Annotated in this window: 25 protein-coding genes; 3 read left to right on the forward strand and 22 right to left on the reverse strand. The window is 44.2% G+C overall.

All coding sequences use genetic code 11. The annotated features are described in order from the left end of the window. Positions 1–319: 319 nt before the first annotated feature. From recA to K360_RS0109700, 13 genes are all read right to left on the reverse strand, one after another. Positions 320–1,432 carry a recombinase RecA gene (gene recA, locus K360_RS0109635; protein ID WP_024822947.1) on the reverse strand — a complete coding sequence of 371 codons (1,113 nt, stop codon included), beginning with the start codon at positions 1,430–1,432 and terminating at the stop codon, positions 320–322. A 61-nt stretch (positions 1,433–1,493) separates the two neighbouring features. Further along, positions 1,494–2,066, reverse strand: coding sequence for an RNA 2',3'-cyclic phosphodiesterase (thpR, locus tag K360_RS10860; protein WP_024822948.1), 573 nt, complete (start codon positions 2,064–2,066; stop codon positions 1,494–1,496). Then, positions 2,066–3,280: a nicotinamide-nucleotide amidohydrolase family protein gene (locus K360_RS0109645; protein WP_024822949.1), complete on the reverse strand. Its 1,215-nt coding sequence runs from the start codon at positions 3,278–3,280 to the stop codon at positions 2,066–2,068. The genes thpR and K360_RS0109645 overlap by 1 nt, the downstream gene beginning before the upstream one ends. Positions 3,281–3,286: 6 nt before the next feature. Next, a complete protein-coding gene (locus K360_RS0109650) occupies positions 3,287–3,751 on the reverse strand; it encodes a phosphatidylglycerophosphatase A family protein (protein WP_024822950.1) in 465 nt (154 codons plus the stop codon). After that, positions 3,748–5,037: a 30S ribosomal protein S12 methylthiotransferase RimO gene (rimO, locus tag K360_RS0109655; protein ID WP_024822951.1), complete on the reverse strand. Its 1,290-nt coding sequence runs from the start codon at positions 5,035–5,037 to the stop codon at positions 3,748–3,750. Before rimO ends, K360_RS0109650 begins: the two co-directional genes overlap by 4 nt. Further along, complete coding sequence (locus K360_RS0109660) at positions 5,034–5,927, reverse strand: helix-turn-helix domain-containing protein (RefSeq protein ID WP_024822952.1); 894 nt, start codon at positions 5,925–5,927, stop codon at positions 5,034–5,036. The genes rimO and K360_RS0109660 overlap by 4 nt, the downstream gene beginning before the upstream one ends. Then, positions 5,896–6,627, reverse strand: a complete 732-nt coding sequence (gene rpe / locus K360_RS0109665) for a ribulose-phosphate 3-epimerase (protein ID WP_024822953.1) — start codon at positions 6,625–6,627, stop codon at positions 5,896–5,898. The genes K360_RS0109660 and rpe overlap by 32 nt, the downstream gene beginning before the upstream one ends. Next, positions 6,606–7,784: a PASTA domain-containing protein gene (locus K360_RS0109670; RefSeq protein ID WP_024822954.1), complete on the reverse strand. Its 1,179-nt coding sequence runs from the start codon at positions 7,782–7,784 to the stop codon at positions 6,606–6,608. Before K360_RS0109670 ends, rpe begins: the two co-directional genes overlap by 22 nt. 5 nt (positions 7,785–7,789) lie before the next feature. After that, entirely contained in the window at positions 7,790–9,118 is a 1,329-nt protein-coding gene (locus tag K360_RS0109675; protein WP_024822955.1) for an RsmB/NOP family class I SAM-dependent RNA methyltransferase, read from the reverse strand. Further along, positions 9,115–9,810 carry a DUF6391 domain-containing protein gene (locus K360_RS0109680; RefSeq protein WP_024822956.1) on the reverse strand — a complete coding sequence of 232 codons (696 nt, stop codon included), beginning with the start codon at positions 9,808–9,810 and terminating at the stop codon, positions 9,115–9,117. Before K360_RS0109680 ends, K360_RS0109675 begins: the two co-directional genes overlap by 4 nt. An 86-nt stretch (positions 9,811–9,896) precedes the next feature. Then, positions 9,897–10,592, reverse strand: coding sequence for a zinc metallopeptidase (locus K360_RS0109685; protein WP_024822957.1), 696 nt, complete (start codon positions 10,590–10,592; stop codon positions 9,897–9,899). Positions 10,593–10,697: 105 nt separating this feature from the next. Continuing rightward, the gene (locus K360_RS0109690; RefSeq protein WP_024822958.1) at positions 10,698–11,828 is read right to left on the reverse strand and encodes a DegT/DnrJ/EryC1/StrS family aminotransferase; all 1,131 of its coding nucleotides are present in this window, start codon (positions 11,826–11,828) and stop codon (positions 10,698–10,700) included. Positions 11,829–11,996: 168 nt separating this feature from the next. After that, on the reverse strand, positions 11,997–12,659 hold the full coding sequence (locus K360_RS0109700; RefSeq protein WP_024822959.1) for a GntR family transcriptional regulator: 663 nt from the start codon (positions 12,657–12,659) through the stop codon (positions 11,997–11,999). 192 nt (positions 12,660–12,851) lie between these two features. Between K360_RS0109700 and K360_RS0109705 the strand changes: the two genes are divergently transcribed. Further along, positions 12,852–13,055, forward strand: coding sequence for a hypothetical protein (locus K360_RS0109705; RefSeq protein ID WP_024822960.1), 204 nt, complete (start codon positions 12,852–12,854; stop codon positions 13,053–13,055). Here K360_RS0109705 and K360_RS0109710 read toward each other — a convergent pair. After that, positions 13,040–14,410, reverse strand: coding sequence for an aminotransferase-like domain-containing protein (locus K360_RS0109710; protein WP_024822961.1), 1,371 nt, complete (start codon positions 14,408–14,410; stop codon positions 13,040–13,042). The genes K360_RS0109705 and K360_RS0109710 overlap by 16 nt on opposite strands. A 300-nt stretch (positions 14,411–14,710) precedes the next feature. After that, complete coding sequence (locus K360_RS0109720) at positions 14,711–15,715, reverse strand: hypothetical protein (protein ID WP_024822962.1); 1,005 nt, start codon at positions 15,713–15,715, stop codon at positions 14,711–14,713. A gap of 175 nt (positions 15,716–15,890) precedes the next feature. Here K360_RS0109720 and K360_RS0109725 point away from each other — a divergent pair, with 175 nt between their 5' ends. Continuing rightward, the gene (locus tag K360_RS0109725) at positions 15,891–16,742 is read left to right on the forward strand and encodes an HAD family hydrolase (RefSeq protein WP_024822963.1); all 852 of its coding nucleotides are present in this window, start codon (positions 15,891–15,893) and stop codon (positions 16,740–16,742) included. Here the strand turns inward: K360_RS0109725 and K360_RS0109730 are convergent. From K360_RS0109730 to K360_RS0109740, 3 genes are read right to left on the reverse strand one after another with little or no spacing between them, the layout of a single operon-like run. Next, on the reverse strand, positions 16,720–17,736 hold the full coding sequence (locus tag K360_RS0109730) for a bifunctional heptose 7-phosphate kinase/heptose 1-phosphate adenyltransferase (RefSeq protein WP_024822964.1): 1,017 nt from the start codon (positions 17,734–17,736) through the stop codon (positions 16,720–16,722). The two genes, K360_RS0109725 and K360_RS0109730, sit on opposite strands and share 23 nt — an antisense overlap. 5 nt (positions 17,737–17,741) lie before the next feature. Beyond that, a complete protein-coding gene (locus K360_RS0109735; RefSeq protein ID WP_024822965.1) occupies positions 17,742–19,220 on the reverse strand; it encodes an AMP-binding protein in 1,479 nt (492 codons plus the stop codon). A 37-nt stretch (positions 19,221–19,257) separates the two neighbouring features. Next, positions 19,258–20,655, reverse strand: a complete 1,398-nt coding sequence (locus tag K360_RS0109740) for a type 1 glutamine amidotransferase family protein (protein ID WP_024822966.1) — start codon at positions 20,653–20,655, stop codon at positions 19,258–19,260. A gap of 86 nt (positions 20,656–20,741) precedes the next feature. Here K360_RS0109740 and asnS point away from each other — a divergent pair, with 86 nt between their 5' ends. Next, positions 20,742–22,046 carry an asparagine--tRNA ligase gene (asnS, locus tag K360_RS0109745; protein ID WP_024822967.1) on the forward strand — a complete coding sequence of 435 codons (1,305 nt, stop codon included), beginning with the start codon at positions 20,742–20,744 and terminating at the stop codon, positions 22,044–22,046. Between the two features lie 179 nt (positions 22,047–22,225). Here asnS and K360_RS0109750 read toward each other — a convergent pair whose 3' ends face one another. From K360_RS0109750 to K360_RS0109765, 4 genes are all read right to left on the reverse strand, one after another. Further along, positions 22,226–23,506, reverse strand: coding sequence for a Glu/Leu/Phe/Val family dehydrogenase (locus K360_RS0109750; RefSeq protein WP_024822968.1), 1,281 nt, complete (start codon positions 23,504–23,506; stop codon positions 22,226–22,228). Positions 23,507–23,763: 257 nt separating this feature from the next. After that, positions 23,764–23,961 (reverse strand): hypothetical protein, encoded by a 198-nt coding sequence (locus K360_RS11370; RefSeq protein WP_156923404.1) that lies wholly within the window; start codon positions 23,959–23,961, stop codon positions 23,764–23,766. A gap of 167 nt (positions 23,962–24,128) precedes the next feature. Further along, positions 24,129–25,076, reverse strand: a complete 948-nt coding sequence (locus tag K360_RS0109760; RefSeq protein WP_024822969.1) for an RluA family pseudouridine synthase — start codon at positions 25,074–25,076, stop codon at positions 24,129–24,131. Between the two features lie 6 nt (positions 25,077–25,082). Further along, on the reverse strand, positions 25,083–26,096 hold the full coding sequence (locus K360_RS0109765; RefSeq protein WP_024822970.1) for a 3'-5' exoribonuclease YhaM family protein: 1,014 nt from the start codon (positions 26,094–26,096) through the stop codon (positions 25,083–25,085).

Genomic DNA, 26,096 nt, shown 5'->3' on the forward strand with positions numbered 1-26,096 from the left:
CCTGAGCCAGGATCAAACTCTCCATAAATTTCTCTTTACGAATTGACTGGCTTGATTTCTTTGTCTCACCTATTCACTTCTCAAGGTTCTTTCGCACTCAGCATTCCCTCGAGTGCCTGAAGATAATACTTGACTTTAAGAAGACTGTCAACACTTACATGTGGAACATACTATTATTATTTATGTTCCAATAGTAATCAAACCCTAACATTATTTATTTTTAAACAAACAAAGATCGTTCCTTTATCAACTTACATGTAGTTTATTTTTTTAATGGCAACCTTTTTAAGAATGAACTAATACTTCTGCATAAATTATTTTATTCTTCGTCGAGCTCTAGAATTCCCTCTTCAATAGGCAGTTCGTTCTCCTCTTCCGCTTCTTCGCCCCCTTCTCCCTCTTCAAAACCAAGAGTAAAGCCCAGACCTTCAGAGACTTTCCCCATAACGTCATTGGTAATTTCCGCCATTAAATCGCTATGCTCCTCTAAATACTGAGCTACGTTATCCTTCCCTTGGCCTATAGTTTCCCCTTTGTAAGCAAGCCATGATCCTTTTCGCTTTATTACATCAAGGTCAATGGCCATATCAAGCACAGCCATGCCACGAGGAATGCCTTTCCCATAAACGAGAGAAGTATGAGCACTTCGGAAAGGAGGGGCTTGCTTGTTTTTTACCACCTTTATCCAAAGCTCATGACCGATAGTTTCATCGCCTTTTGTAAGACTTTTCCCCCGTTTTACTTCAATGCGAACAGAGCTGTAAAACTTGAGTGCGCGCCCTCCTGTAGTAGTTTCTTGAGGGCCAGAACTGTATCCAGTGCTAATTTTGGCTCGAAGCTGATTTATAAAAATGACAACACAGTTGCTCTTAGAAATAGCCGAAGTCAACCGGCGCAACGCATAGGACATAAGACGCGCTTGCAATCCGACTTGGCTGTCTCCTATTTTCCCATCAATTTCCGCTTGGGGAGTTAATGCTGCTACAGAATCTACTACCACTAAATCCACAGCACCGCTACGCACAAGAGTATCCAACACATAGAGAGCCTGTTCACCACTATCAGGTTGGGCGACATAAAGAGATTGGACATCCACACCTAATGATGCCGCTAATCTGGGATCCAACGCATGTTCCGCATCGATAAAAGCAGCTATACCACCGCTTTTTTGCGCTTCTGCTATGCTATGAAGGGCCACAGTTGTTTTCCCTGACCCTTCAGGACCAAATACTTCTACAATTCTCCCCTTAGGAAGTCCGCCTATCCCTAGTGCCACATCAAGAGGCAGAATACCCGTAGAAATAACCTCTACCTGCTCCTTGAAGGGATCGCCTAGTCGCATAATGGATCCTTCTCCAAATTTACTACGAATATCGTCTATAGCCTGTTCGAGAATATCTTCCCGCGTTTGCGGGTTTTTCTTTTTAGCCATATAAATGAACCTCCTATAGATCCATTCCGATTCTCTATCAGATTACTTTTATACCATATCATTACAAGGAATATGTTTCCAGTGGAGTATAAAAAGGGCCTTCCGGCCGAAGTTGGCTTTGCATAAGAATCATCTGATGAGCCTCCCAACGAAGGCCAGAAAAATCTATTTTCTTAAGACGCTCCTCTAGTTCCTGTGGGACTCCTTTGCCGTATCGGATGCGAGCCAGGGTAAGGTGGGGATGGAACGGGCGCTCCTCCTTCTCTAATCCTGCTGAAAAGCCAGAGGTTTCTACTATGTTTTTCAGCTCTTCAAGAACAGGGGCACCCTCACTTACGCCCACCCACAAAACGCGAGGAGAGCGCAAAGAAGGGAATCCTCCTATAGAGCCAAGACGTATCTGGAAAGGCTTTGTTACTGCTTGAGCTAAAGATTTCTTCAAAGAGGAAGAAAAAAGTTGCAATTGGTCTTCTTGCAACTCTCCACAGAACTTAAGGGTCACATGCAATCCGCTAGGGGCAACCCATTTCAAGTTAGGGTATTCTTTTTTTAGCAGAGAGAGGACGGAAGCAATTTTTTTTCGTTCCTCTTCCGGTATTTCTATACAAACAAAGGCTCTGATAAAAACAGGCATTAAACAGAAACCTCCTTCAGAACACGCCAAAAATATTCCAAAGCTACGGCAAGAGATCTCTTGCGTACACGCTCACGATCTCCAGAAAATTGCCGTTGAAATGTTCTTGTCTCTTTGGGCGTGGCTATTCCAAAACATACCGTTCCTACAGGTTTCTCTTGTGTTCCTCCTTCTGGGCCTGCTATTCCAGTAACAGATACAGCCAGATCTACTTCATAGATGCGACGTGCTCCTTCTGCCATGGCAGCGGCACACTCTTGGCTTACAGCTCCTTTGTTTTCTATAATAAAAGAAGGGACTGAAAGAATCTTTATCTTTGCTTCATTGCTATAACAAACAGCGCTTCCTCGAAAAAAAGCAGAGATTCCCGGCACATCGGTCAAGGCAGCACCCACAAGGCCCCCTGTACATGATTCTGCTGCTGCGAGGGTCCAATGTGTGCGTTCTCCCTCATGATAAATAGCCTGAGGGATAGAGGTGCAATCAGTCGGAAGACAATCTTCCGCAACAAGCGAACGTATCTGTGCGGCAACTTCTTCCACCTTTTTATCTTCTCCGCTTAAAGCCAGCTCTATAATGTTAACAGAGGGAAGAATAGAGATATGAAGATCTTTTCTTTTCAAAGCAGGAGCAAGTTTATCTTTTAAAAGGCTTTCTGCCCAACCCACGACAAAAAGAGAGAGTCGCCGAGCCGAACCTTGATATATTAAAGGAAGAACAGACTCTTCAGCCATAGCCTGAAATTCCACGGGCACTCCTGGGAAGGAGAAGAAGAGAGTTTTATCAATGCGAAAGGAAATACCTAAAGCTGATCCCTTAGAGTTGTGAATTGGAGATGTGCCTTGCGGAATAGCTCCTTGGGTGCTTCTTGATCGTTCCACTGCATCTCGCTCTGAGAGGCTATAGCGTCCCACAATTTTATTATATGCCTGATGATTAACTTCTAGGGGTACCCCAAGGTAAGAAGCTAGCGCTTGGCGGGTCTTGTCGTCATGGGTAGGTCCTAACCCCCCTGAAAGGACTACAAGCTCAACTTGTCCGGCCCACCTTCTCAAGGCCTCGATAATTTCACGCTCTTCATCTGGTATAAACTCAATTTCCCGAACCAGACACCCGACTTCAGAAAGTTTAGAAGCGAGCCAAGTGCAATTTATATCGTGTCTGCTACCGCTTAAAAGTTCATCGCCTATTGCTAACAGTACTGCGGTTTGCATAGACCATCATCTCCCAAAAAGATATTGAAAACCTCCTCCGTAGTAAAGCCAATGGAATCCCCAAAGCAGTAAATTAGATAAAATACCGCCTACCACATCATCTGCAACAATTCCAACTCCCCCGGGAAGTTTTTCAGCTGTAGAAACAGGGATAGGTTTAAGAATATCTATAACGCGAAAGAGGAAAAGCGCCGGCAAGAGGAACCCCGCTGGTAAGCCATACATAGCAATCCATGTCCCTACTACCTCATCCACAACTACTTCCTTAGGGTCTTTCTGGCATGTTTCCGCAGCGTAGCGGCCAGAGGCCCAGATACCTAAAAACATTACAGCTACAATCCCCCACAATGGAATAGGGAGAATTAAAGCAAAAAGAAACGCAACTCCTGACCCCAAGGTCCCGGGCATGGAAGAGAAAAACCCCAGCCCTCCAAGGGTGCTAATAGCCCCCGCTAATGAAAGTTTCCTCATCGGGGAACCTCCACACCTAACAAATCATACTCGGAAGCTTCTTTTATTTTTACGTTCACCAAAGCCCCTTCCTGGAGATGTGCCCCATTTATAATGCCCACAAGACCGTCAACTTCCGGAGCATCACGATATGAACGGCCCCACGCTATTCCTTCTTCTATATCTTTCTCTTCCACAAGGACCATGAGCTCTTTCCCTTCAAAAAGCTGCTGTCTACGCCATGATATATCGGATTGAAGCTCCATAAGACGACGATAGCGCTCTTCTTTGACATCTTGGGGAATTTGTTCAGATAATGTTGCCGCCACAGTCCCATCTTCCTGGCAATAGGTAAAGGCTCCAACTCTATCGATTTCCATATCTTCCAAAAAATCAAGAACTTTTTCGAATTGGACATCTGTTTCTCCTGGGAAACCGACAATCAAGGTTGTACGGAGAGCAAAAAGAGGGTTTTTTGCCCGTATATATTCAAAAAGGTGACGAAGAGATGATTCTGTCCCCTTTCTATTCATAGCTCTTAAAATATGCTCGTCCACATGCTGGATGGGTATATCCAAATAAGGCAGAACCCCTGGAACATCACCAAGACAATCTATAAAATTACTGTCGATTCTGTCGGGATGAAGGTAGAGAAGCCGAAGCCATACACTCTGAGGAATAGCGCAAGAAAGGGCATTGAGAAGCGATAGAAGAGAAGACTTTCCGTAAATATCTCTTCCGTAAATGGTAAGATCCTGCCCTACCAAACATATCTCTTTAGCTCCTTCTTCCACAAGGCGGGTCGCCTGATTGACAAGCCTTTCGATGGGGTAACTCCGCGCACGACCACGAATAGAAGGAATTGTACAATAGGAGCAAAAACTATCGCAACCTTCTCCTACTTTCAGATAGCGGCTCCACAAACGAGTCTCTGGTAGCTGACCTCGATGCCAGGGTGCTGGTGCCCCCCCAAGTTGCAAAATTACAGATTCCCACTCCTCGGAACGAGCCCAAATATCTACAGTAGGCAGCTCTTTCTTCAGATCTTCTCCATAACGATTAACAAGACAGCCAACAACTCCAATCTTCTGTAAATGTCCTTTTTGTTTCATTTTTTCAAGGTCAAGAATCACATCGATACTCTCTTCGACTGCTGGTTGGATAAATCCACACGTATTCACCAATGCAACCTGAGCCTCTTCAAGTTTTTTTACTACGTGAAACCCGGAGCCTTCCAACATGCCAATAAGATTTTCACTATCTACAGAATTTTTAGCACAACCTAAATTAATGACATAAATGTTCACTCTTTCACCTTGCCCATCTTCCCGTCTTTAGAATAAAAGTAACGTTCTACACGTCCACCATTTCCAACGTGGCCAAGTTCCTCTCCATTCCAAGTAATTCGGACATCGTTAGGACGTCCATATGTCACTACCACTCTACCCGTTACTTCCAGGGAATACGTTTGTCCCTTAGAAAGGATTCCTTGATAAATTGTAGCGTTACCATCACGTATCTGGATCCAACACTTTCCTGTACTTACTATTTCAAGCTTAGGCAATTTCGGCTCCGCAGGCTTTTGAGGCTCCTGAGGTAGGACTACGTCAGGACTTGAAAAAAGCGGATTTTCCGGCTGAGATACAGCACTTTGAATGCCCAAAGACGGAATATCTTTAGAGAAAAGCATTATATCTGGAGAGATAATTTCACTGGGGGCCTTTTCATTTTGATAGCTTTGAGAACTCTCTTTTCCTTCCCCCTGCATTCCCTGTTCCATATGAAAACCTTTTTCATTCCATGTATACCAAACATACCATCCCGTTCCTACCACAGCCAATACCAATACAAGAATGACCCAAAAGCGAGAAGCCAAGCGAAACCCCTTCGCTGGAGGAGTACACGCCCCTATAAGAGAATCTTCTCCTTCCTGTTTCTCCATATCATACAAAAGGGGCTTGTAATATTCCCATAGATCCTCCGCCTCTATAATACGAAGATAGGTACGAACAAAGCCCCGCACATAAACAATGCCGGGGAAATCTTCATACCGCCCCTCCTCAATGTTCTCAAGAAACTGAGCTCTAATTTTCGTTAGATCAGCTACATCATCAAGATTCAAACCACGTTGCTCTCGCCTCTCCCGTACCGCTCGACCAAGTTCCTCAAGAGTTATTTGACGTCGTTCCTTTTTCACCGACCACTGCCTCCTTAACACAAGCTCTTAATTCACGAATTGTCTCAGCAGGGTCTGGGGTTCCAAAAACGGAACTTCCCATGACTACTACATCGCATCCAGAAGCAACTACCTGCCTTATAGAATTACGACCAATGCCGCCATCCATTTCTATAGCAAAAGACAAGCCTTGCGCTTCACGATATCGATAGATATTTATCGTTTTCTCTAATGTCTCAGATATAAAAGACTGCCCACCAAAACCAGGATTTACCGACATGATTAAAACAAGATCTACCATGTGCAGTACAGGGTAAACCCATTCCGATGGCGTTGCCGGGTTAAGAGCAACCCCTGGCCGGCAACCAAGACTCCTTATTCTTGATAACACTCTATGGAGATGTGGCGTAGCCTCTACATGCACTGTAAGATAATCAGGTTTAGCAGAAGCAAAAGCCTCTATAAAATCCTCTGGCGGCTCTACCATGAGATGGACATCTAGCACTTCCTGAGGGTAGCAAGCTCTCATCGCTTTAGCCAAAGATGGCCCATAAGATAGATTGGGAACAAAATGGCCATCCATAATATCTAAATGAAGCCAATCATGTTGTTCCTGTAAGGAAGAGATGCTCTTCTCCATGTTTAAGACATCGGCAGAAAGAAGAGATGGTGCCACAAAGAAAGAGTGAGATTTTTTTCCTATCGGTAGCGATCTTGCCATACAAATTCACCTCCCAGGAATATAGTCACTACACCTTCATCTACATAAGGCGATTCCAGGGAGATATACTCTCCTCCTTTAACTTCCTTATTTAAAAGAACACGAGTACCATTCCCATCCACCATCTCTATCTTCAACGGCATCGGCCTGGTAAGGGGCGGTACTTGATAACGGACTTTCGCTATTTTGCCACCAGCAGGAACTGGAGCCGTTTTCCGAACTTCAGTCGTTTTGCTTTCCCCTCCTGACGTTGAAGAAGAGGTTTGGGAAGGTGTAGTAGCTGTCACTTTTTCTTTAGACTTTGGAGGAATTACAGGAACCATAGTTCCAGAACTCTTCGGTTGAGTTGCCACATCTGGCTGAACGGTTGTTGTGGCCTGATCTTCTATAAGAGAAGCACCTGGAATCGCCACCACCTGAGAAGAGGAGACTTCTTCAACAGGCTTCCTGAGAGTCGCAACCTGAAGAACCACGCCTTGACCTCGTTTGAGGGTGCTTCCTGCGCTAGGACGCATAGCAATGACCATGCCCTCTGGAGAGTTTTGAGTATAAACTCTCTCTATATTTGAAACGGCAAGACCTGCCTCTTCTAACATTTTCCGTGCTGTAGCTTCTTGTCTCTGTAATACATCCGGGACAGAAATTTGACCACTCTGAGTTACTTGCCCCAAGCTTATTAAAAGATCGACTTTTCTACTGTTTTCCACCATCACGGGAGCAGCTGGGCTTTGAGCAACGACAGTACCCGCAGGGCGAGATTCATCTTGAATGCGCAAAACATCTCCTGTTTGGAAGCCCGCTTCTTCTAGTTTTTTAAGGGCTTGAGAGTACTCAAAGCCTCGAACATCTGGCAAAGGAACCCTATTGCCCCCTTTACTCACTTTAAGGATAATAGTGGTATCTTGCTTAATCTTAGTGCCTGGATCAGGCCATTGAGTAAGGACTGTCCCACTCGGGAGATTCGACTCTATTTGCTCTATTTTCACCTTAAGGCCGAGACGATGCGCCTCATCTACTGCTTCTACTACCGACATCTCTTTTAAAGGAGGAACTGCCAATCCCTTCCCACCAGTCCAGATAGTGAAAACCGCTATTCCTCCTGAAATAACAATAATAAGAAGGATCAAAAGCATGACCCACTTATACATTTTATTCATCTCTTCTAAACCTCCCGATTTCTTTTCAGGATTGCAGCTATAAAAAAGCCGTCAAGCCAAGGCAATTCCGGCCATATATATGTACCCCAAGGTCTCCCTTTTTTTATATACCGCCCACCGAGCGGGATTGACATTTCTACAAGATCCTCATTTTCGGCTAAAATTTCAGCAACAACCTGCTCATTTTCCTGCTTCATAAGACTACAAGTAGAGTAAACGATGAAACCACCTGGCGCAACTAGCGATACTCCTTTTCTTAAAAGTTTTTTCTGGAGAAACACTAGATTTTCTAATTTTTCTTTTGATAAAGCCCAACGCCCCTCTGGATGTCTATTCCATGTACCGCTGCCAGAGCAAGGGGCGTCAAGAAAAACAAGGTTAGGTAGCATTTGTGGCGTCATTTGAAGGGCATCCCCTTGACGAAAAACAACCCGCGCCCCCAGGGAAAGACGCTCCTTTTCCCTTCGAGCAGCATGGTAACGTCCTTTCGAAAGTTCCCAAGCTTCAATGGTAGCATGGGGCAACAGAGATGCGAGTTGCCCTGCCTTTACTCCTCGCCCAGCGCACATATCAAGGATAAGACCTTCTTTCCAAAATTGAGCCACTATATCCGCTACAAGCATCGAAGACTCGCTCTGGACTGTTACTTGCCCTTCTTTAAAACCAGGAATATCGAGAGGAAAAACAGAAGAAGCTGTTCGTATGGAATAATCAAGCAAAGGAGAAGCCCAGCCTCGTATCCCTATTTTTTTTAGATTTTCAACAACAATAGGAACGTGCCCCTGAGGAAAAACTCGAAGGGACGCGTATGGACGCATTCTAAAAAGTTTAAATAATTTTAAAGTATCATTATACCCCAACACATCTTTCCATTGATACGCGACCCACAAAGGGACCCCTGCCAGAAGAGATTGTTCTTGGATACCACTGCTCCTTTCCAACGTTTCAAGGAAAGCTCGCCCGTTCTCTTCCACCCTCCGTAATACGGCATTTACAATTCGAGCCTCTTGCGGACGCCCACTTTCTTTTATTTCCTGAACAAGGGCACTTACAAGGACCCTCGGAATAAAGTGTTTCAACTCTAAAAGACCTGCCGTTCCAAGAATCAATGCGTTTCGAGTCTTCTTGGAAAGAGACTCGAAGGATGGGCGAAGGAAACGCCCCACAACAGCCCTCCATAATGATTGACGACGAAGAGTCGCGTAAATAAGGGAAGCTGCTAGTATACGATCTCCATCATTCATATTTTCTGAGAAATGGCGCAACGACTCGCTAGCAAATTTCCCTTTGGAAACATCTTCAAGAACACAAAGTGCAGCTTCTATACCTCTCATGGGAAAAGAACCTCCGGTTGAATAGCTTCAGATTTTCGACGGGTGCGAATAAAAAGCTGAGACGGACCATATACAGAGAAGCCACCCCATCCTGTATTAACTGCACGCACCTCTACTCCTGTAATCTCTATATCTTCTACATCAGAATCTGTTGTAACATATCGTTGTACCACAGTGCTTAAAGCCGGTCCCAAAAGATGAGATAATAAAAGGGCTACTATTACATTGAGCAACCCCATAGTACCAGTGGCTAAAAGAAGCACTATAAATAGCAGGGAAGAAAGGGTATTAATAACCACAATAGTAGTACCACAGCGAGGATGAACAGCTAAAGAAGACTCCCCTCTTTTCATTCGTTCGAGAGCAACTCTTGCGGCATAAAGAGCAGAAGCTGGATCTACAAGACCGCGCAGAGAAAAACCATCATCATAAGCCATTCCTTCTATGTTACAACGTCCCAAGGATTCTTCCAGAACGTGAATTGTCCCATGTTCTAGTCCATGATTCTTCCGAACTTTTTTGTTAAATAGAACCTTAAATAGCTGAGTAGGACCCGCGATAAGCCAAATAAAAGAACTGGCCGCAAACCCTAAGGGGATAAATACCAAGAAAAAAATCACAAAAAGGAGCAACGCTATAAATCCAGCCCATGGAGCTATAAAAAACAAAAGCAGAAGAAGAATAAAAGGCATAAGATACCATCCTTTTCAAAACAAATGGTGAGGCGCACCCATAACGCCCCACCATCTATTGTACCGCTCGACAGGAGGAACGTATGCTAATCGCGATTACCAAACATCCCGCGAAGCACTAAAAGCCGTGCCAATTGGGCGAAAGCCATAACTGCAGCTGCAACATAGGTAAGAGCCGCTGCATTAAGAACAACTTTAGCTCCCTGAACTTCATCTGAGGCCAACATGCCCGTATTCCCTAGCAAACGTAACGCCCTTGAGCTCGCGTCAAATTCAACAGGCAACGTAACCAGGTGAAAGACAATTACACCAACAAAAAGGAGAATTCCAACATCCATTAGAATCGGGCCACGAAAAAGCAATCCCAGGAAAAAGAGAGGGAAAGCTAGAGAAGACCCTATTCCCACAGCTGGAACTACAGCGTTACGAAACTTTAAGGGGGCATAATTCTCCTGATGCTGAATAGCATGGCCCACTTCATGAGCTGCCACGCCTATTGCAGCTATACTCGAACTATTATAGACACCCTCTGACAGATGAAGAGTTTTATCTCTAGGATCATAATGGTCTGTAAGGTTCCCCGCAACTCTTTGAATAGGAACACCTGTCATTCCAAAACGATCAAGCAACGCACGCGCTGCTTCGGCACCAGTGACTCCTCTTCGAGAAAGGACACGACTGTATTGTGAATATGCGCTTCTCACCTTCATCTGAGCCCAAAAGGCTAAAATAACAGCCGGGACAAGCAGAACAAATGTTGGGTCGAAAAAAAGAGGAAACACGCCATCACCTCCGTACTATGGCTTTTGAAACTATTGTGACAAAATTTTTCTTTTCTTACATCCGTATTTTACACGGATCCTCAGGAAAGAGCAATATTGGTCAAATTATTTTTTTGCGTAAAAATCAGCCGCAGCACCAACAATGTATTCTTGTTCTTCCACTGTCAACTCAGGGAAGATGGGGAAAGCTAAGCTCTCATGACTTAACTTCTCGGCTTCAGGGAAGTCTCCTTCTTTATAACCTAAGAAACCAAAACATTGCTGTAGATGCAAACAAAGCGGGTAGTATACTCGTGTTGTTATCCCTTTCCCCTCTAAAAATGCTGAAAGCTTACTTCGATTGTTTACCCGAGGAACATATTGGTGGTAAATATGATAATTCCCCTTCAACTCTTTAGGCGGCTTAACGTTCTCAAGAAGGTCGTGCTCCGCAAAAAGGAGATTATACCGATCAGCAACCAAGCGTCTCTCCTCATTCCATTCGTCCAAATGACGCAACTTCACCCGAAGAATAGCCGCTTGCAACGCATCAAGACGGCTGTTTAAACCTACTTCTTCATGAATGTATGTAGTTCCAGCGCCATGAACTCGCAACGTTCTTAATCTAGCAGCCAGATCAGAACGGGATGAAACTACCATCCCCCCGTCTCCATATCCACCAAGATTTTTTGTAGGGAAAAAGGAATAACATCCTATGGATCCCCACGCACCAGCTCGTATAATTTCACCTTCTACCTGTCGCCAGGAACCGAAAGCCTGAGCTGCATCTTCAACAATAGCTATCCCTCGGCTTTCAAGCTCATGGGACACCTCTTCCAGAGGAGCCATTTGACCAAAAAGATGAACAGGGATAATTGCTTTTGTGCGAGACGTAACCTTGTCCATAAGCTGTTCCAAATTTATATTGTACGTGTCGGGGTCAATATCCACAAAAACAGGCTTCGCACCTAGTCTTGTTATGCAACTTACAGTGGCAAAAAAAGAGTAGGGAGTGGTAATTACTTCATCTCCCTCTGAAACATCGAGAGCCATCAACGCCAAAAGCAACGCATCGCTGCCAGAAGCGCACCCAATAGCTTGGGCTCCTCCTAAATAGGCAGAAATCTCTTCCTCAAAGGCTTTTTCTACTGGCCCCAAAATAAAATACTGACTTTCAAGCACCTCTTCAAGCGCATCCGCCACTTCCTCTCTGATACGCTCATAATTACGCGTCAAATCTAATGTAGGTATTTTCATTTTTCTCTCATATCCCCCTCATCAGAGTGCAAACTCAAAAAAATATTATGCCCCAAAAAGCCTTTCTCTGCTATATATCTTCCCCTCAAAAGCCTGTTTTTTGGTAAAAAAATAGGGCTGGAGCATTCCAGCCCTTATAGTTGTCATCTCACTTGTAATTCTTTTAAATTAGCGCCCTTCTTCTCTCGCCTGACGCAGACCTTCTATCGCATCCTGAAGATGCCTTTTAAGGAGGGTTACAGACCGTTCAGAATCGTGATGACGCAAAGCTATTAAAATCTCTCGATGAGCATCTACACTCGGCACTGTCTCTAATTGATAAAAGGGATCATAAAAGACTACATATGCATTTGTACGAGCCAATATATTCTCTACATACTCGGCTAGCACTTTATTCCCACTCGCATCAGCAATAGCTTTATGGAAAGCCTCGTTCACTTCCAAGTATTTTTCGAGATCTTTCTCTTCTATAGCGCGACCTTCTTCAATCATGGCTTCTTCCAATCTACGAAGGTGGCGATCACCAATTCTCTCGGCCGCTAGACGAATAGCGAGGGTCTCTAACTGTTCCCTAACAAGGAATGTATCCTCTATCTCTCGAGCCGTTGGTGCAGCTAAACGAGCACCACTATTCGGGATAATAACAACGAGCCCTTCGCTTGCCAACCGGCGCAAAGCTTCTCGAACCGGGGTACGACTTACCCCCATCTGAACCGCAATATTCACCTCCGGAAGTCTCTGCCCTGGTTTGAGTTGTTTGGTAATAATTTTGTGACGAAGTTCTTGATAAGCATAGTCAGCAGAGGTTGTATACAATCTCGCTTCTCGCATTCGTTAATTCCTCCTTGATCCAAATGGACTCTCTTATATTGTATAAGAGTCTGTCTTTTTCACAAATAACTTTAACATACGTTATACTGTTCTACAAGGGATACGTGGTAAAATACACGAAAAATAAAAAAATAAACAAATTGATTGCATTATACCGCATACCTTATACCGCATACAACTGGAGGTCGTTTGATGAGAATTACTGTTCTATTATTATCTTTGGCTACTATCATCCTTTTTGCTTACGCGCTTGCCGGCCTCGGGGGATTTTTCTTTGGGAAGGGAAATACCGCATATATCATTTTCGGCCTTTCTGGAGGTATCCTATCGGCACTAGCTGCCCTTTGGCTTTGGAAAAAATACCTAAAATCCCTTGAAAATCAGCACTTCGAATAAAAGGCTTGTCTCCAAGCTTCTTGGAGACAACGGACTGCCGAAGATATTTCCTCGTTAACGATGCTGCTCACTGCAAAACGAACAGCTTCTACCCTTTCTCCTTCATAAGAAAATTGATTTCCAGAAGCAACAAGGACACCTGCCTTGCGAGCTTCAAAAGCAGCTTCTCTGCCATCAATGCCAGGAATATTTAGCCAAAGATATATTCCCCCCTCAGGGAGAAGGAAATCCCCTTCTGGCACACAAACACGTAAAGAAGCTCCTAATGTTTTCATTCTCGATTCCATCACTCCACGAGTTGTGGTCAGTGCACTTTCCAACCCTTTACTCTCTATGAAACGCTGGACTATAAGCTGATCTAGAGAGGAGACCGGCCCATATCGTTTTGCCTGAGCCTGGACAAAAGATTCCATCAGTTGGTTGGGGACAAGAGAATACCCAATACGTAGTCCCGGAAAAAGAACCTGACTAAACGATCCCAAATAGACAACCCGTTCAGATCCATCCAGAGCTTTCAAAGCAGAAATACTTCGTTCACCGTAGCGAAGTTCACCATAAGCATCATCTTCAAGAACCCAGAATCCGTATTTCATACTTCCTTCCAGGATAACATGACGTAACGATTCTGAGATAGTCTGCCCAGTTGGATTCTGAAAACTAGGGACAAGATAAAGCATATGAGAGCCAGACAGGCATTCATACCACTTTTCACTTATATCTTCAAGAGGGGGCAGTACTTTAATTTCTATGCCTTCTGATTGTGCCATCATAATAGCGTCAGGGTAAGTCAGCTTTTCAACCCACATTTGACGGACCCCTAATTGCTTAAGTGCATTAAGGGAAAGCGCAATGCCCTGCCGTCCACCTGCAGTCACAAAAACTTCCCTCCAGGAAGCTGGAATCCCTCGAGAAGCCGCATGTTTAACTAAAACATGACGCAAAGAATCAAGGCCTGAAAGAGGCGCCTCACAAAGAGCCTCTTTACTTGAGAAAGCCAAAACATCCCTTGCTACTCTAGAAAGTTCCTCCGAGGGAATAAGATCTGGGGTTGGCTGTCCTGTCCTAAAATCCCACTTATGGTCAAATTCCCCCGTAAAATAGTCGTCAGAAACGCTTCTCTCACTTACATATGTACCGCTTCGACCTAACTCCACCACATATCCATAATCAGAGAGAAGCTTGTATGCCTCCATGACCGTTATACGTCCTACACCGAGACTTTGTGCCAACCCTCTTGAGCCAGGGAGTTTGGTTTTAGGCAATAGCGCTCCTCTCTCTATCATTTTCTGCAAATGAAGAGCTATTTGCCGATATAAAGGTACTTCTGATTTCCGGTTTAGAGGTATTTCTAGCATATTGTCGCCCCTTTTGTTTTCTATATTATCTATGTTATGTTTGTAACAAAATTATACTAAATGGCAATACTTTACTGGTATGTTGATATTTTCCTATCGCATATTCGACCCTCTCGTTCTATATAAAATTTTATATGATGGAATAGGAGAGCCTATCAATTTGGTTTTCATAAACATTAATCCTCTTATGAAGGCTTTAAAAAACGATAAAAACGTCGCGCAAGAAATAGAGTAAGGGGAATTTCTCTTGCTAAAATCTCATATGGCTAGAGGCACCTGTCAGGTGCCTCTAGCCATTCTTTATAGGTTTCGGACTATCGGATGACCTATGGAAGAAAAAAGGTCATAGATTGTCTCATGTTTCTCTTTTACCTTTCTCAGCTCTTCTATACTCAAGACCCATATATCCATAGGTTTAGCCGGCTCTATTAATATTTGCCCCATGGGAACAAGGAGGCGCAACAGAGCAAAAACGTCTTCTTCCGTCTCTACAACCCATACTAACCAGTTCAAAGAATCTTGATCTGCTGAATCTAAATCCACATATCCCGGTATATACATGTGTCGCTGATTCAACAAAAAAAGATGGATTTTTCCAATACTCTCAAGGAAAAAGGGGAGCTGTTTTGAAAAAGGGGGTTGGGCACGGAAAAAGAAAAACTTATCGGAATTAACGAGACCGAGGGGATCATTGGGATGCTTAGAAAAATTCATATAGTAAGCAAAATCATAACGTCCCAGCAAGAGCAAGTCTACCTCAAAGCTTCCCACAGGAATGTTATTTTCATCGAGCCAAGAACGGGCTGCATCTCGACTCAAAGGTGTGACTTCTCTCGCTTTTAATCCCGTAACAGGAAAATGACTTTTTATTTTTTCCACGTAGGGGTGAGAGCAATATGTCCACTCTACAGAAGATGGGTTATGCAGAGCATACATTTCTTGTTGCGACAAAGCAGGGGCATATTCAAGCACTTTACCTGGATAGTAATCTTTAGCCCCCCATCTAGCAGCAAACCCGCCATCTAAAATATATTGGAATCGAGTCCGCCAAAGAAAAATCTCTTGTTCTTTATCTCCTAAAGAAGCTGATCCCGGTTTGTTCTCACAAAACCATTGCCGGCACAATTCCTGAAACGTCTCGCGTCCATGGGAAGTGAGGGAATAAATACCGTTTTTCTCTTTTAACATACCTAACTCTCTGAGTCGCCGCAGCCCTTCGACATCTTCCCCTGCCCAAAACACTGTCTCTTCATCCCAACAGGGGTGGAACGTATCAAATAGCAACAAAACCATCTCATCACTCATAAAACTCCCTCCTTTTTGCCCTTACAAAAAGACATCCTTCAGGTATTATTATGATCGAAGAAAAGAACTTTTAAAATCTTTTTTATACTTCAAGGCTGAGAATAGATACAAAAAAATTCACACCTGAATGATTTATTATTTGCCTAATTATTACAAACAAAAGGGGTATCTTTCCATGGCATCTTCTCTGAATCTTAAAACAGACCTTCTTATTTTTGATGTAGACGGCGTTCTCATCGATACGAGCATGTCGTATCCCCTCGTTGTCGCGGAAGCCATTCGATGGGTATGGAAATATGTTTTAGATCATCATGTTGACGCACCTGGATTCACATTAGGCCATTTTTATGCGACGAAAGTGTTTCCCCCCTTTAACGACGATTATGATATCGCCTGGTCTTTTTTATGTGCAACCCTGGCCCAAGAAACCGAAAGCCTACGCCGTTCAGCTCCTTCTTTAAAAGAGTGGAAAAAGCTTTTAGAAACATCTCAAGGAATGGATATAGAAGAATGGGTGAAAAAAAACGTAGGTGACAGAATTTCTCGTCTCGTGGTTCGACGAATATGTGAAGAACTTTATTACGGTGCAGAGAAAATAGAATCTATTATGGGCGAATCTCCTCTTTTCATAACATCCGGTAAAGGATACTGGCGAGAGGAGAAACCACAGATCTCTATGCACTGGAGTGATCTCTCCCTTCCTGTAGGTATTTATACAGGAAGGAGCAAGGGAGAGATGAAATTGGCACTGCAATTGCTCGGTTGGGAGGACCTTCCAGAAGAACAAATTATTACTCCCGAATCAGGCATAACCAAACCTTCCCCTCAGGGAATTGCTCACCTATGTACACTTTTCGAGGCAAATAACCCTATCTTCTTTGGCGATACAGAGAGCGACCGTCAAGCCCTATTACAATTTGGGAAGGGGCAATTTATTGCCATTGGGGCCCTATTGCCCTACTGGAGCATGCAGTTTAATTCTCTCTCCGAGGCTTTCTCTTTCCTTAAAAACAAAATGATCCTTTAAGTCTGGAAACCATCGCTTCCATATCTGTTGCATAGCAGCCGGTAAGTACTTCCTCCAAGGAAACAATGGAGGTGCCTCTTTTCTGTACTGCCACGCCTGCTGCCATATTTGCGAAACGGCAAGCCTCCTCTATGGGGAGCGTTCCACCCAGAGCTAGAGACAAAGCTGCCACAACCGTATCCCCTGCTCCTGAAACGTCATAAACTTCCATAGATAAGGCAGGCAGATGGAAACATTTCTGGGCATTGGCGTAGGTCATTCCATCGCTTCCTTGAGTAATGAGAATACCTGATAAATTAAGACTTTGACAAAGCTCCAAGGCTCCAGCCTCCACCTCTTCCTGATCATAGAGATCCCGACCCAGAAGCCTCCCTGCCTCTGACACATTGGGAGTAATAAGAGCCGCATCATAAAAACGATGATAGTGAGGCGGCTTGGGATCGGCAATAACCGGAACGTTATGAGCTTTCCCCCATAGAATAATTCCCTGGGCGAGAGAAGATGTAATAGTACCTTTTGCATAATCTGAGAGAACTATAACTGATGGGGATGTGGAGAGGTTCTCCAAAGCATCTAAAAACGCTTGTTCCTCTTCCATACTAAGAGAGATTTTTTTCTCTCTATCGATCCGGACTACCTGCTGATTCAAGGCCAATACTCTTGTCTTTACAATAGTGGGAGCTTGAGCCCTCACTAACGGAGACTCAAAGTAAACACCTTTCTCTTTCACTACATTCGTTAATATTTCACCTGCACTATCGTTGCCAATGGGGCATAGGAGAGATGCTCTCCCTCCTAAAGCCACTATATTTGTCGCCACATTAGCAGCTCCACCTGCACGATATTCATCGCGTCCCACCACTACTACAGGAACAGGGGCTTCTGGGGAAAGGCGCGAGGCTCCTCCCCAAACATAGTGATCAAGTACAGCGTCTCCCACCACCACCACATGGACATCACCAAAAAGTCGAGACAAAAAAACAAAAATTTCCACTATGGCTACCCTTCTCTCAACTTCCTGCGCAAAACTTTACCTATACTGTTACGAGGGAAATCTTCCACAAACTCAAATATCCGCGGGGTCTTATAGTGAGCAAGCTGAGTTTTACAATAAGCATAAAGTTCCTTCGAAGTTACCTTCGGATTGCTTCGTATTACAAAAGCTTTTACTATTTGCCCGCTCATAGAGTGAGGAATCCCCACAACAGCTGACTCTTTAACTCCAGGATAGCTGTTAAGAACCTCTTCTACCTCTTGGGGATATACATTGAACCCACCTACAATAATAATATCACTCACTCGATCCACAATAGAGATATACCCCTCTGAATCTATCCGAACCACATCTCCAGTATCAAACCAGCCATCTTTAAATTTTTGCGCTGTATTCTCTGAATCATTAAAATATTCCTGGGCAACAGAAGGACCTCTGAGCCATAAAACCCCTTCCTGATCTGAAGGCAAGACTTTCCCACTCTCATCACGAATCTCATATTCGAAACCTGGCAACAAAGTTCCTACTGTTCCTATTTTTCGTCGCGCTCTATCAGGATTTACTGCCACTACTGGAGAACACTCCGTTAAACCGTATCCCTCCATCACCTCTACTCCGAAAATGGCACGTACACGATTATCCAGAGCCATAGGGAAACGGTCTCCACCACTCACTATCGTAGTAATTGTTTTAGGAGCCGGCACATTCCCCTTGGCAGCCGCAGCTACAAGAAGAGAGATCATAGCCGGAACGGCAATAATAAAATTAACCCCTGTCGCATTGATGGTTTGGAGAGTGCGATCTGGTGGCATAAAATGGGGAAGAACTACTTGTCTTGCTCCCGTAAGGAGGGGTAAAAGTCCACTGGTTGAGTAACCAAGTGTATGGAAATTTGGTAACGCATTAAGTATTATGCACTCCTCCGGCTTAAAAGCCGAGAAATGTTTTGCCGCTGCTTCAACATTGCTATATATATTCGTACCAGAAAGAGGAACTGCCTTGGGAAGGCCAGTTGTTCCTGAAGTATAAAACATCACCGCAACATCGAGACGAGAAGAGGTGCGTTTTTCTCCGTGAAACGATGGAATATTTCCATTGAGATCCCCTTTTACCACTGGTATCCCCATTGATCCCAAGGATTCCTCGTCGAAAGGGACGCTATCAGGCACTAGGATAACGAAGGGATCAGCATGTCGAATACTACGGACAAGCGAATGTGGGCCTGCCTGTAAATTTAAAGGGACAATAGTTCCGCTCAGACGCCAACATGCTACAGAAAGAGCGAGGAGCAACGGACTGTTAGGCAACATTGTTACTAGCCTCTGTCCTCCTTCAAAACCGGCTTCACTAAGCACTTTTTCCAATTTATTTACAGTAGTATTGAATCGCGCTCGGCTCCACCATTCGCCATTCCACCAAAGATACTCTCTTTCAGGATCTTTTTGGTAAAGGTCACTGACCACTTCGTCAAGTCTTTTCCCCATTTAGTAACTGCCCCCTAATACGATCGAAACTTTTATTTTATCTTTTTCGCAACGTAAGCCAATTAGAAACAGATTCTGCGCAACTCCAAAGCTCTAAGACAACATGAGAAGCTACGCCATACCCCAGTTCCCAACCAGCTTGATCTATCTCTTGCAAAGAATCTGGGTGGACACACCCCCACAAACCCCTTTCCGTAGAGCTTTTAAAGAGAAGACGGGCATAGGGAACCCTGTATCCCCGAGCCTTCTCTCCCCGATCTAAAAAGAGGCCCTTGGTAAAAGATTGGATCTGTAAAGACTCCGGCCCCCCTTCTTCCAAGATATCTGGAAGAGTAAAGATTCCGTCATAGTTAAAAAGCCCTAAACCTTCGTAGGATCGACCACCAGGAAGAGAGAAAGCCTGTCCCAATAACGGCGTCGAGCCCCCATTCACCATAATGGGTTTGCGAGAAAGAAAAAGATTTTTCACTTGTCCCTGCGTCTCGTGATCCCCTATCAAAACATCGGCGGCTAAGAAACCTATGCCGTGGGGGATATACATGGCATCTATTTCGTGAGTGGATAAAGAAACAAAAGAAGAAGTTCTTACTACGTCACAACCAAGATAGGAAAAAAGTTGCTCTGCATTATCGCCTGCAAGACTAAAAGCTGGATGATCATATACTGCCACTGTGAAATGAGATAGTTGTCGTACATTAAGATCTTGAGGACAACTCCACCGCAAATCCAACGTTGCAAGGGCCGCAATAGAAGCCCAATCTACCTGATCGACCAACCCCACAAGTTGCGCAGCTGCTGCCCTCAAAGCTAATATGAACCGCGAGCCTCTTTCAGGGAGCGAAAGTTCAAAAAGAGAAGCCCATTGACGTTGCAAGTATGCAGGGATATACCCCAGACTAATCAAAGGTGTTCTGCGCCCTTGTTCGATTTCAAGAAGCTGATATTCTCTTGGATTAAAGACCGACATATACAACATTGCCAGAACAGAGGCTGGGCCACCGGCAACTCCATCACATTGAGATACAAGGTTTTCTACAGTTCTAGCCGTTAATGTTGCAGCTGTATCCCCATATACTATAGGAACGATTCCACATCCAAGGGCTCTTCCTACTTCAATAGTTAAAGGAGAGACGGTGATCATATCTTCCTTGCTTCTCTCTCCAAGAGGAGCAATAATTATATTCAGAGCACTGCTATCAGCAGATTGCTGAAAAAGAGACTTTAAATTCTTTTGGCTGCCGCAAAGGAAGGGATCTAGCACTGTTACTGACTGCCCGCATATACGCTGTAACAGTAAAACGAGTTTCTCATCAACTCCTGCACAAAACAGCCGGAGAGGGTATCTTAGCTGTTTCATGGCGCTCATAACTAAAGCAACAGGCGGAACCTCCCCTTTTCTTCGTTCATCAGCAAGTATAAGCCGAGGGATATCCAACTAAAACGCCCCTTTTTATAGATATGAAACTTAGTGTATCATATATATCGATCGTAATATACATGATAAGACGGAGGTTGGTCGAGATGTCCGCACCATGGATCTACATTAAAGATCTCTCTCTTTACGAGGGGCAAACCGTCACAGTAAAAGGATGGATGTACAACAAACGAAGCTCTGGGAAAATTCATTTTCTTCAACTCCGTGACGGAACTGGAACGGTACAAGGCGTTATGGTAAAAAATGAGGTATCTGAAGATGATTTCGAAGAAGGGAAACGACTCTGGCTGGAAGCTTCAGTGAAAGTTGAGGGGACAGTAAGACTGGACACACGGGCCCCATCAGGAGTAGAGCTAACCATTACTGGCCTTCGGACCATACAAAATCCAGAAGAAGAGTACCCGTTGGGGAAAAAAGACCATGGGATCGATTTCTTACTCGATCATCGTCATCTTTGGCTTCGCAGTAGCCGGCAACAAGCAATCATGCGAATTCGAGAACGTGTTATATGGTCAGCGAGAGAATATCTGCATAAAGAAGGGTTTATGCTCATCGACAGTCCAATTCTCACAGGGTCCATAGGAGAAGGTGCTGCAGGTCTCTTCGAAATGGACTATTTTGAAGAGACAAAGGCATATCTGGCACAGACAGGGCAACTCTACGCAGAAGCCGCAGCAGCAGCTTTCGGCAAAGTTTACTGCTTTGGCCCTACATTCAGAGCAGAGAAATCTAAAACCCGACGACATCTCACCGAATTCTGGATGTTAGAACCAGAAGTAGCTTTTTACGACCACAATAAGAATATTGAACTTCAGGAAAAACTTGTTTCATATATAGTGGAACAAGTTTTGGACAATTGTCGTCAAGAATTGGAGAGTTTAGAACGAGATATTTCAAAATTAGAACGGATAAAAGCTCCTTTTTATAGAATAACTTACGACAAGGCTATGGAAATACTTCACGAACTAGGGAGCCAAACTCCCTACGGAGATGACTTCGGGAATGAAGATGAAACAATACTCACCCAGCAATTTGATAAACCAATTTTTGTGGAATGTTACCCTAAAAAGGTAAAAGCTTTCTATATGAAGGAACACCCGGAAAATCCTGATCTCGTTTTATGCGATGATCTTCTGGCACCAGAAGGATATGGAGAAATTATTGGAGGATCTCAGCGAGAAGATGACCTCCATCGCCTCCTTGGTCGCATTCACGAAGAGGGACTGTCTGAGGAATCTTACGATTGGTATCTTGATCTGCGCAAATTCGGAACCTTCGTTCACAGTGGATTTGGCATGGGAATTGAAAGGGTCGTGGCATGGATCTGCGGCCTTGATCATATTCGGGAAGCCATCCCCTGGCCACGGACCATCTACAGAATAAAACCTTAAAACGCTATGTGGTTACCGCTGAGATCTTCAGGGATTTTATAGTTGGTAACCATCTAGATGGGGATAAAGGGAAAGAAATTATCGTGTATAACTAATACTTTTTAATTTAAAGAGCGGGACAAACTTCTTTCGCCCCGCTCTTTCCAATCACAGCACAATAAGACAAACTTACAAGAAACTTACAGAAAAACTCCTCTCATGCGAGCAGCATCTGCTACACGCTGAATGGCTGCCATAAAGGCTGCCCGGCGCATTTTAACGTTCTTTTCCTCAGAGTAACCCCAAACTTTTTTGAAATTCTCTTTCATGATTCGGATCAAACGTTCGTTATACTCTTCTATGGACCAGAAGAATCCACCGAGGTTCTGAGCCCACTCGAAGTATGAGCCTATAACTCCGCCTGAGTTAGCAAGAAAATCTGGAACAATCAAAACGCCCTTCTCATCGAGGATAGCATCAGCACCAGGAGTTAAGGGACCATTAGCAGCTTCAACAATATATCGCGCCTTAACTTTGTCAGCGTTTTTATCGTTGATTACGCCTTCAAGAGCTGCAGGAATAAAGAGATCTACATCGAGGAAAAGGATGTCAGTAAGTCCCATCTTCTCAAGGCCTGGCTGCTCATAGCCTTCAAGAAGTTTCTTGGGATGGACATTCTGCACATGATGCATGGCCTTATCAATATCTATACCGTCTTTGCAATAATATGTTCCTGTAATATCGCTGATACCAACTACTTTTCCGCCAGCATCCTGAAGAGTCTTTGCGGCATAGGTTCCAACGTTACCAAAGCCCTGGATAGCGAAAGTCGCGCCTTTTACATCCTTCTTCAAAGCCTTGAAAAGCTCAAGAGCACACGTAGCAACACCATATCCCGTTGCTGCCGTGCGACCTTTCGATCCCCAGAGACCCACTGGTTTACCCGTAAAAATAGCAGGTTCTAAGCGGCCTCTCATTTTACTGATGGTGTCCATGAACCAAATCATCTCAGGAGCTCCTGTATTCACGTCTGGAGCAGGAACGTCAGTCCAGGCATCAAGGAAGGGCTCCATACGAGCTGCATAGGTTCTCGCTACACGTTCTTTTTCCTTCTTCGACATTTCGAGGGGATCACAGCAAACGCCACCTTTCCCTCCGCCGTAAGGAATACCTGCGAGGGAACATTTCCATGTCATCATCATAGCAAGAGCTTCACACTCGTCCAAGCAGACTTCCGGATGGAATCGAACTCCACCCTTCGCTGGCCCAACAGCCGTAGAATGTTGCACGCGATAGCCTTCAAATACCTTGATAGTTCCATCATCCATTTCTACAGGAATGGAGACTGCAACCTTACGCTCAGAGTGGCTCAGAATTTCAACAAGCCCATCTTCGAGGCCCATCTCTTCGGCAGCACCATAGAAGTTTTTCAGGGCCGTATCAAGGAGCACATTAGAGGACGTACGCTTAACCACGGACATCAAACAAACACCTCCTACAAGCTAACGGTTCACGCCATTATTCAAACCAACGTCATTAAGAACTCTTTATTTACAATAATATCACGAATTTTACATACCACCCAACAATAGACCGTCAATTTTGTTAAATAGTACTTTATACCCAGAATTAACTCGATAATTCAGAAAAAGGAATACTTTATACTGTATGTTGTGCTCTTTATACATAAAAAAGAGGAAGAGGGTTAACCCTCTTCCTCTTTCAAAGCTTCATTTTCCTAATGGCAATGACAACTTCCACAACTACTAGATCGTGAATGTCCGATGAGAGCTGATTCCACAACAAGGTTCGACGCCCAAAGGAAGCCTCTCAATTCTATTTTTACCTCATCGTTCTGGAACTCCATGAAATCTGGAATCCATAACTTTACTCCCTTTACATCATAGGAAGTATATCCCTGAGCCGCTGGCGGCATACCACTCTCTACGAGAACGGCACGAACAGCAGCTCAACCACCACCTACGTTTCTTTCAATTAAGAAAGCTTCACTCATCTTCGACAAACGTTCAAATGCTTTATCAGATATGGCGATTTTTAAATCTCTCATGCCTCTACACCTCCACTCCCTCTATCTTAAAAGCATTATACCCCCTTAAGGTATATCTGCCAACCCCTCTTCTCAAGGAATTTAGAAAAAAGTTCATCGGGTGGGGCTACAAAAATTTTCCCCTCCCGATCTTTCAGAGGTGAGGATACGTGTTTAAACTGCACTTTCCACGCATGAAGCAACGGGTGATTAAGACCAATACGATGATGCCATTCTCCATTAACCGCATCATCGCCATATTTCACATCTCCAACTATAGGATGACCGATAGAAGCCAGATGGACTCTGATTTGGTGAGATCGTCCCGTTATAAGTTCTACCTGAAGCAAAGAATAGTCCTGATCCCCTGCGATTTTTACATAACGAGTAAGGGCCGATTGTCCCTCTGGATTGACAGTTACAATATTATGCTCTCTATCTTTTAACAATGGCGCGTCTATAGTTCCTTCATGAGGGGTTTTTCCCCGAACAGCTACTAAATAAAATTTTGCTATATCGTCATCCCTCAACGCTCGCTGAAGCTCTCGAAGAGCCTGTCCATGCAGAGCAATGATCACTAAACCAGATGTGTTTCTGTCGATACGATGGATAGCAGCAGGGCGAAAATCAGCTTTTTCCCCCACAATATTCCATACTCGAGTAATTACACTGTCCCCTCCTTGGCAATCTGGTTGCACTAATAACCCAGCAGGTTTGTTAATAGCCATGAGCATGGCATCTTGATACACTATCTCGAGTTCTTTTCCATAAACAGGGGAAAGGGCTGGAGCAGGAATATTTTCTGCTGGCTCCCAAGGAACAATAACAGTTTGCCCCTCTTCAAGGTGGAAAGAGCAATCTACTTTCTTGCCATCCACCCGTACAAGGCCCTTTCGTATCCCCTTCATCATGGCTCCCAAGGGAAGACGAGGCCAAAGGGATCGAATAACCTTATCGAGCCTTCGACCCGCTTGATGAACTGAAACCTTAAAAGAGCAGGACATGCGCTATTACTCCCATTTCCAAAATCGGCGCTGAGCAGAATAGCTCCACTCAGATATCTCTTTACCATCATCAATCTGGTCTACAGCGTCTCTCCAACAATACAGCTTAAAGTCCAACTCATCTGCCGCTGAAACAATCATGGCCTCAGGAGTAGCTGGGACAACGGGAGAACCGAATTCCTTACTTCCATGATGGCTCACTACAATATGCCCTAATGCCGAAGCATACCGCTGATCAAGGTTGTACTCTTCAAAAAGACGAGCTAACCGGTTATATCCCAAAACTATGTGATCGATAACAGTTCCCTCAACTGTCATTTCGGGGGCTGGAGAGAGTTTATAAGAATCTAACTTCCCTATATCATGCAATAACGCTCCGCCAATAACAATATCTCGGTTTACTTCGTACCCAGAATGAGAGCTAGCCTCTGCCATGGAACAAGCCAATCGAGCTACTCCAAGTGTATGTTCCAGCAAACCAGAAACATATGCGTGATGGTGAGAAACAGCAGCAGGCCAAACTTTGAAGCATTCCCAGAACTCCCCCTTAAAAACAAAGTTTAAAAAATCTTTTATAGGAGAGGTACATGTTTCTATCATCCCACGAAAGTCTTTCTCCATATCTTCTTCTTCGAAAGGAGAACGCTGCACAAAAGAGTGGGGCTTATATCGCTCTTGGTCCACATAAAAAACCGCGTTAAAATTATATTGAGACTGGCCTCGAAATTCCACAACTTGACCTAAAAGACCTATGCTGTGTCCAGCCAAATCGGTGGTCAGTTCCCATGTCAGGGGATCTATCGATTGTTGAGGTTCTACACGTCGATCCCACCATTGGGCATTCCCCCAGATTTTACCCTCAAGGGCACCTTCCTCATCCATAATGGATAGCTCCCAATAGGTTTTTCCATTACGGTCTCTTTTCGATATTATTTTATTGACGACACCAAGACAATAAAATTTACTCTCCCGAGGCAGCTTTCGAACAGCTCCTGTTTTAAGATATTCAACTTCCGCCAC

The organism is Aminobacterium mobile DSM 12262 (assembly GCF_000526395.1).
GTDB classification, from domain to species: domain Bacteria; phylum Synergistota; class Synergistia; order Synergistales; family Aminobacteriaceae; genus Aminobacterium; species Aminobacterium mobile.

Coding starts and splice junctions, on each gene's coding strand:
- K360_RS11370 (WP_156923404.1), bottom strand. CDS start 23,961: ATGCCGCCAGCGGCTCAGGGATATACTTCCTATGATGTAAAGGGAGTA.
- K360_RS0109700 (WP_024822959.1), bottom strand. CDS start 12,659: ATGCGAGAAGCGAGATTGTATACAACCTCTGCTGACTATGCTTATCAA.
- K360_RS0109760 (WP_024822969.1), bottom strand. CDS start 25,076: ATGTCCTGCTCTTTTAAGGTTTCAGTTCATCAAGCGGGTCGAAGGCTC.
- rpe (WP_024822953.1), bottom strand. CDS start 6,627: ATGGCAAGATCGCTACCGATAGGAAAAAAATCTCACTCTTTCTTTGTG.
- K360_RS0109680 (WP_024822956.1), bottom strand. CDS start 9,810: ATGCCTTTTATTCTTCTTCTGCTTTTGTTTTTTATAGCTCCATGGGCT.
- K360_RS0109735 (WP_024822965.1), bottom strand. CDS start 19,220: ATGGGGAAAAGACTTGACGAAGTGGTCAGTGACCTTTACCAAAAAGAT.
- asnS (WP_024822967.1), top strand. CDS start 20,742: ATGTCCGCACCATGGATCTACATTAAAGATCTCTCTCTTTACGAGGGG.
- K360_RS0109690 (WP_024822958.1), bottom strand. CDS start 11,828: ATGAAAATACCTACATTAGATTTGACGCGTAATTATGAGCGTATCAGA.
- K360_RS0109675 (WP_024822955.1), bottom strand. CDS start 9,118: ATGAGAGGTATAGAAGCTGCACTTTGTGTTCTTGAAGATGTTTCCAAA.
- K360_RS0109710 (WP_024822961.1), bottom strand. CDS start 14,410: ATGCTAGAAATACCTCTAAACCGGAAATCAGAAGTACCTTTATATCGG.
- K360_RS0109705 (WP_024822960.1), top strand. CDS start 12,852: ATGAGAATTACTGTTCTATTATTATCTTTGGCTACTATCATCCTTTTT.
- thpR (WP_024822948.1), bottom strand. CDS start 2,066: ATGCCTGTTTTTATCAGAGCCTTTGTTTGTATAGAAATACCGGAAGAG.
- K360_RS0109650 (WP_024822950.1), bottom strand. CDS start 3,751: ATGAGGAAACTTTCATTAGCGGGGGCTATTAGCACCCTTGGAGGGCTG.
- K360_RS0109670 (WP_024822954.1), bottom strand. CDS start 7,784: ATGAATAAAATGTATAAGTGGGTCATGCTTTTGATCCTTCTTATTATT.
- recA (WP_024822947.1), bottom strand. CDS start 1,432: ATGGCTAAAAAGAAAAACCCGCAAACGCGGGAAGATATTCTCGAACAG.
- K360_RS0109645 (WP_024822949.1), bottom strand. CDS start 3,280: ATGCAAACCGCAGTACTGTTAGCAATAGGCGATGAACTTTTAAGCGGT.
- K360_RS0109750 (WP_024822968.1), bottom strand. CDS start 23,506: ATGTCCGTGGTTAAGCGTACGTCCTCTAATGTGCTCCTTGATACGGCC.
- K360_RS0109725 (WP_024822963.1), top strand. CDS start 15,891: ATGGCATCTTCTCTGAATCTTAAAACAGACCTTCTTATTTTTGATGTA.
- K360_RS0109720 (WP_024822962.1), bottom strand. CDS start 15,715: ATGAGTGATGAGATGGTTTTGTTGCTATTTGATACGTTCCACCCCTGT.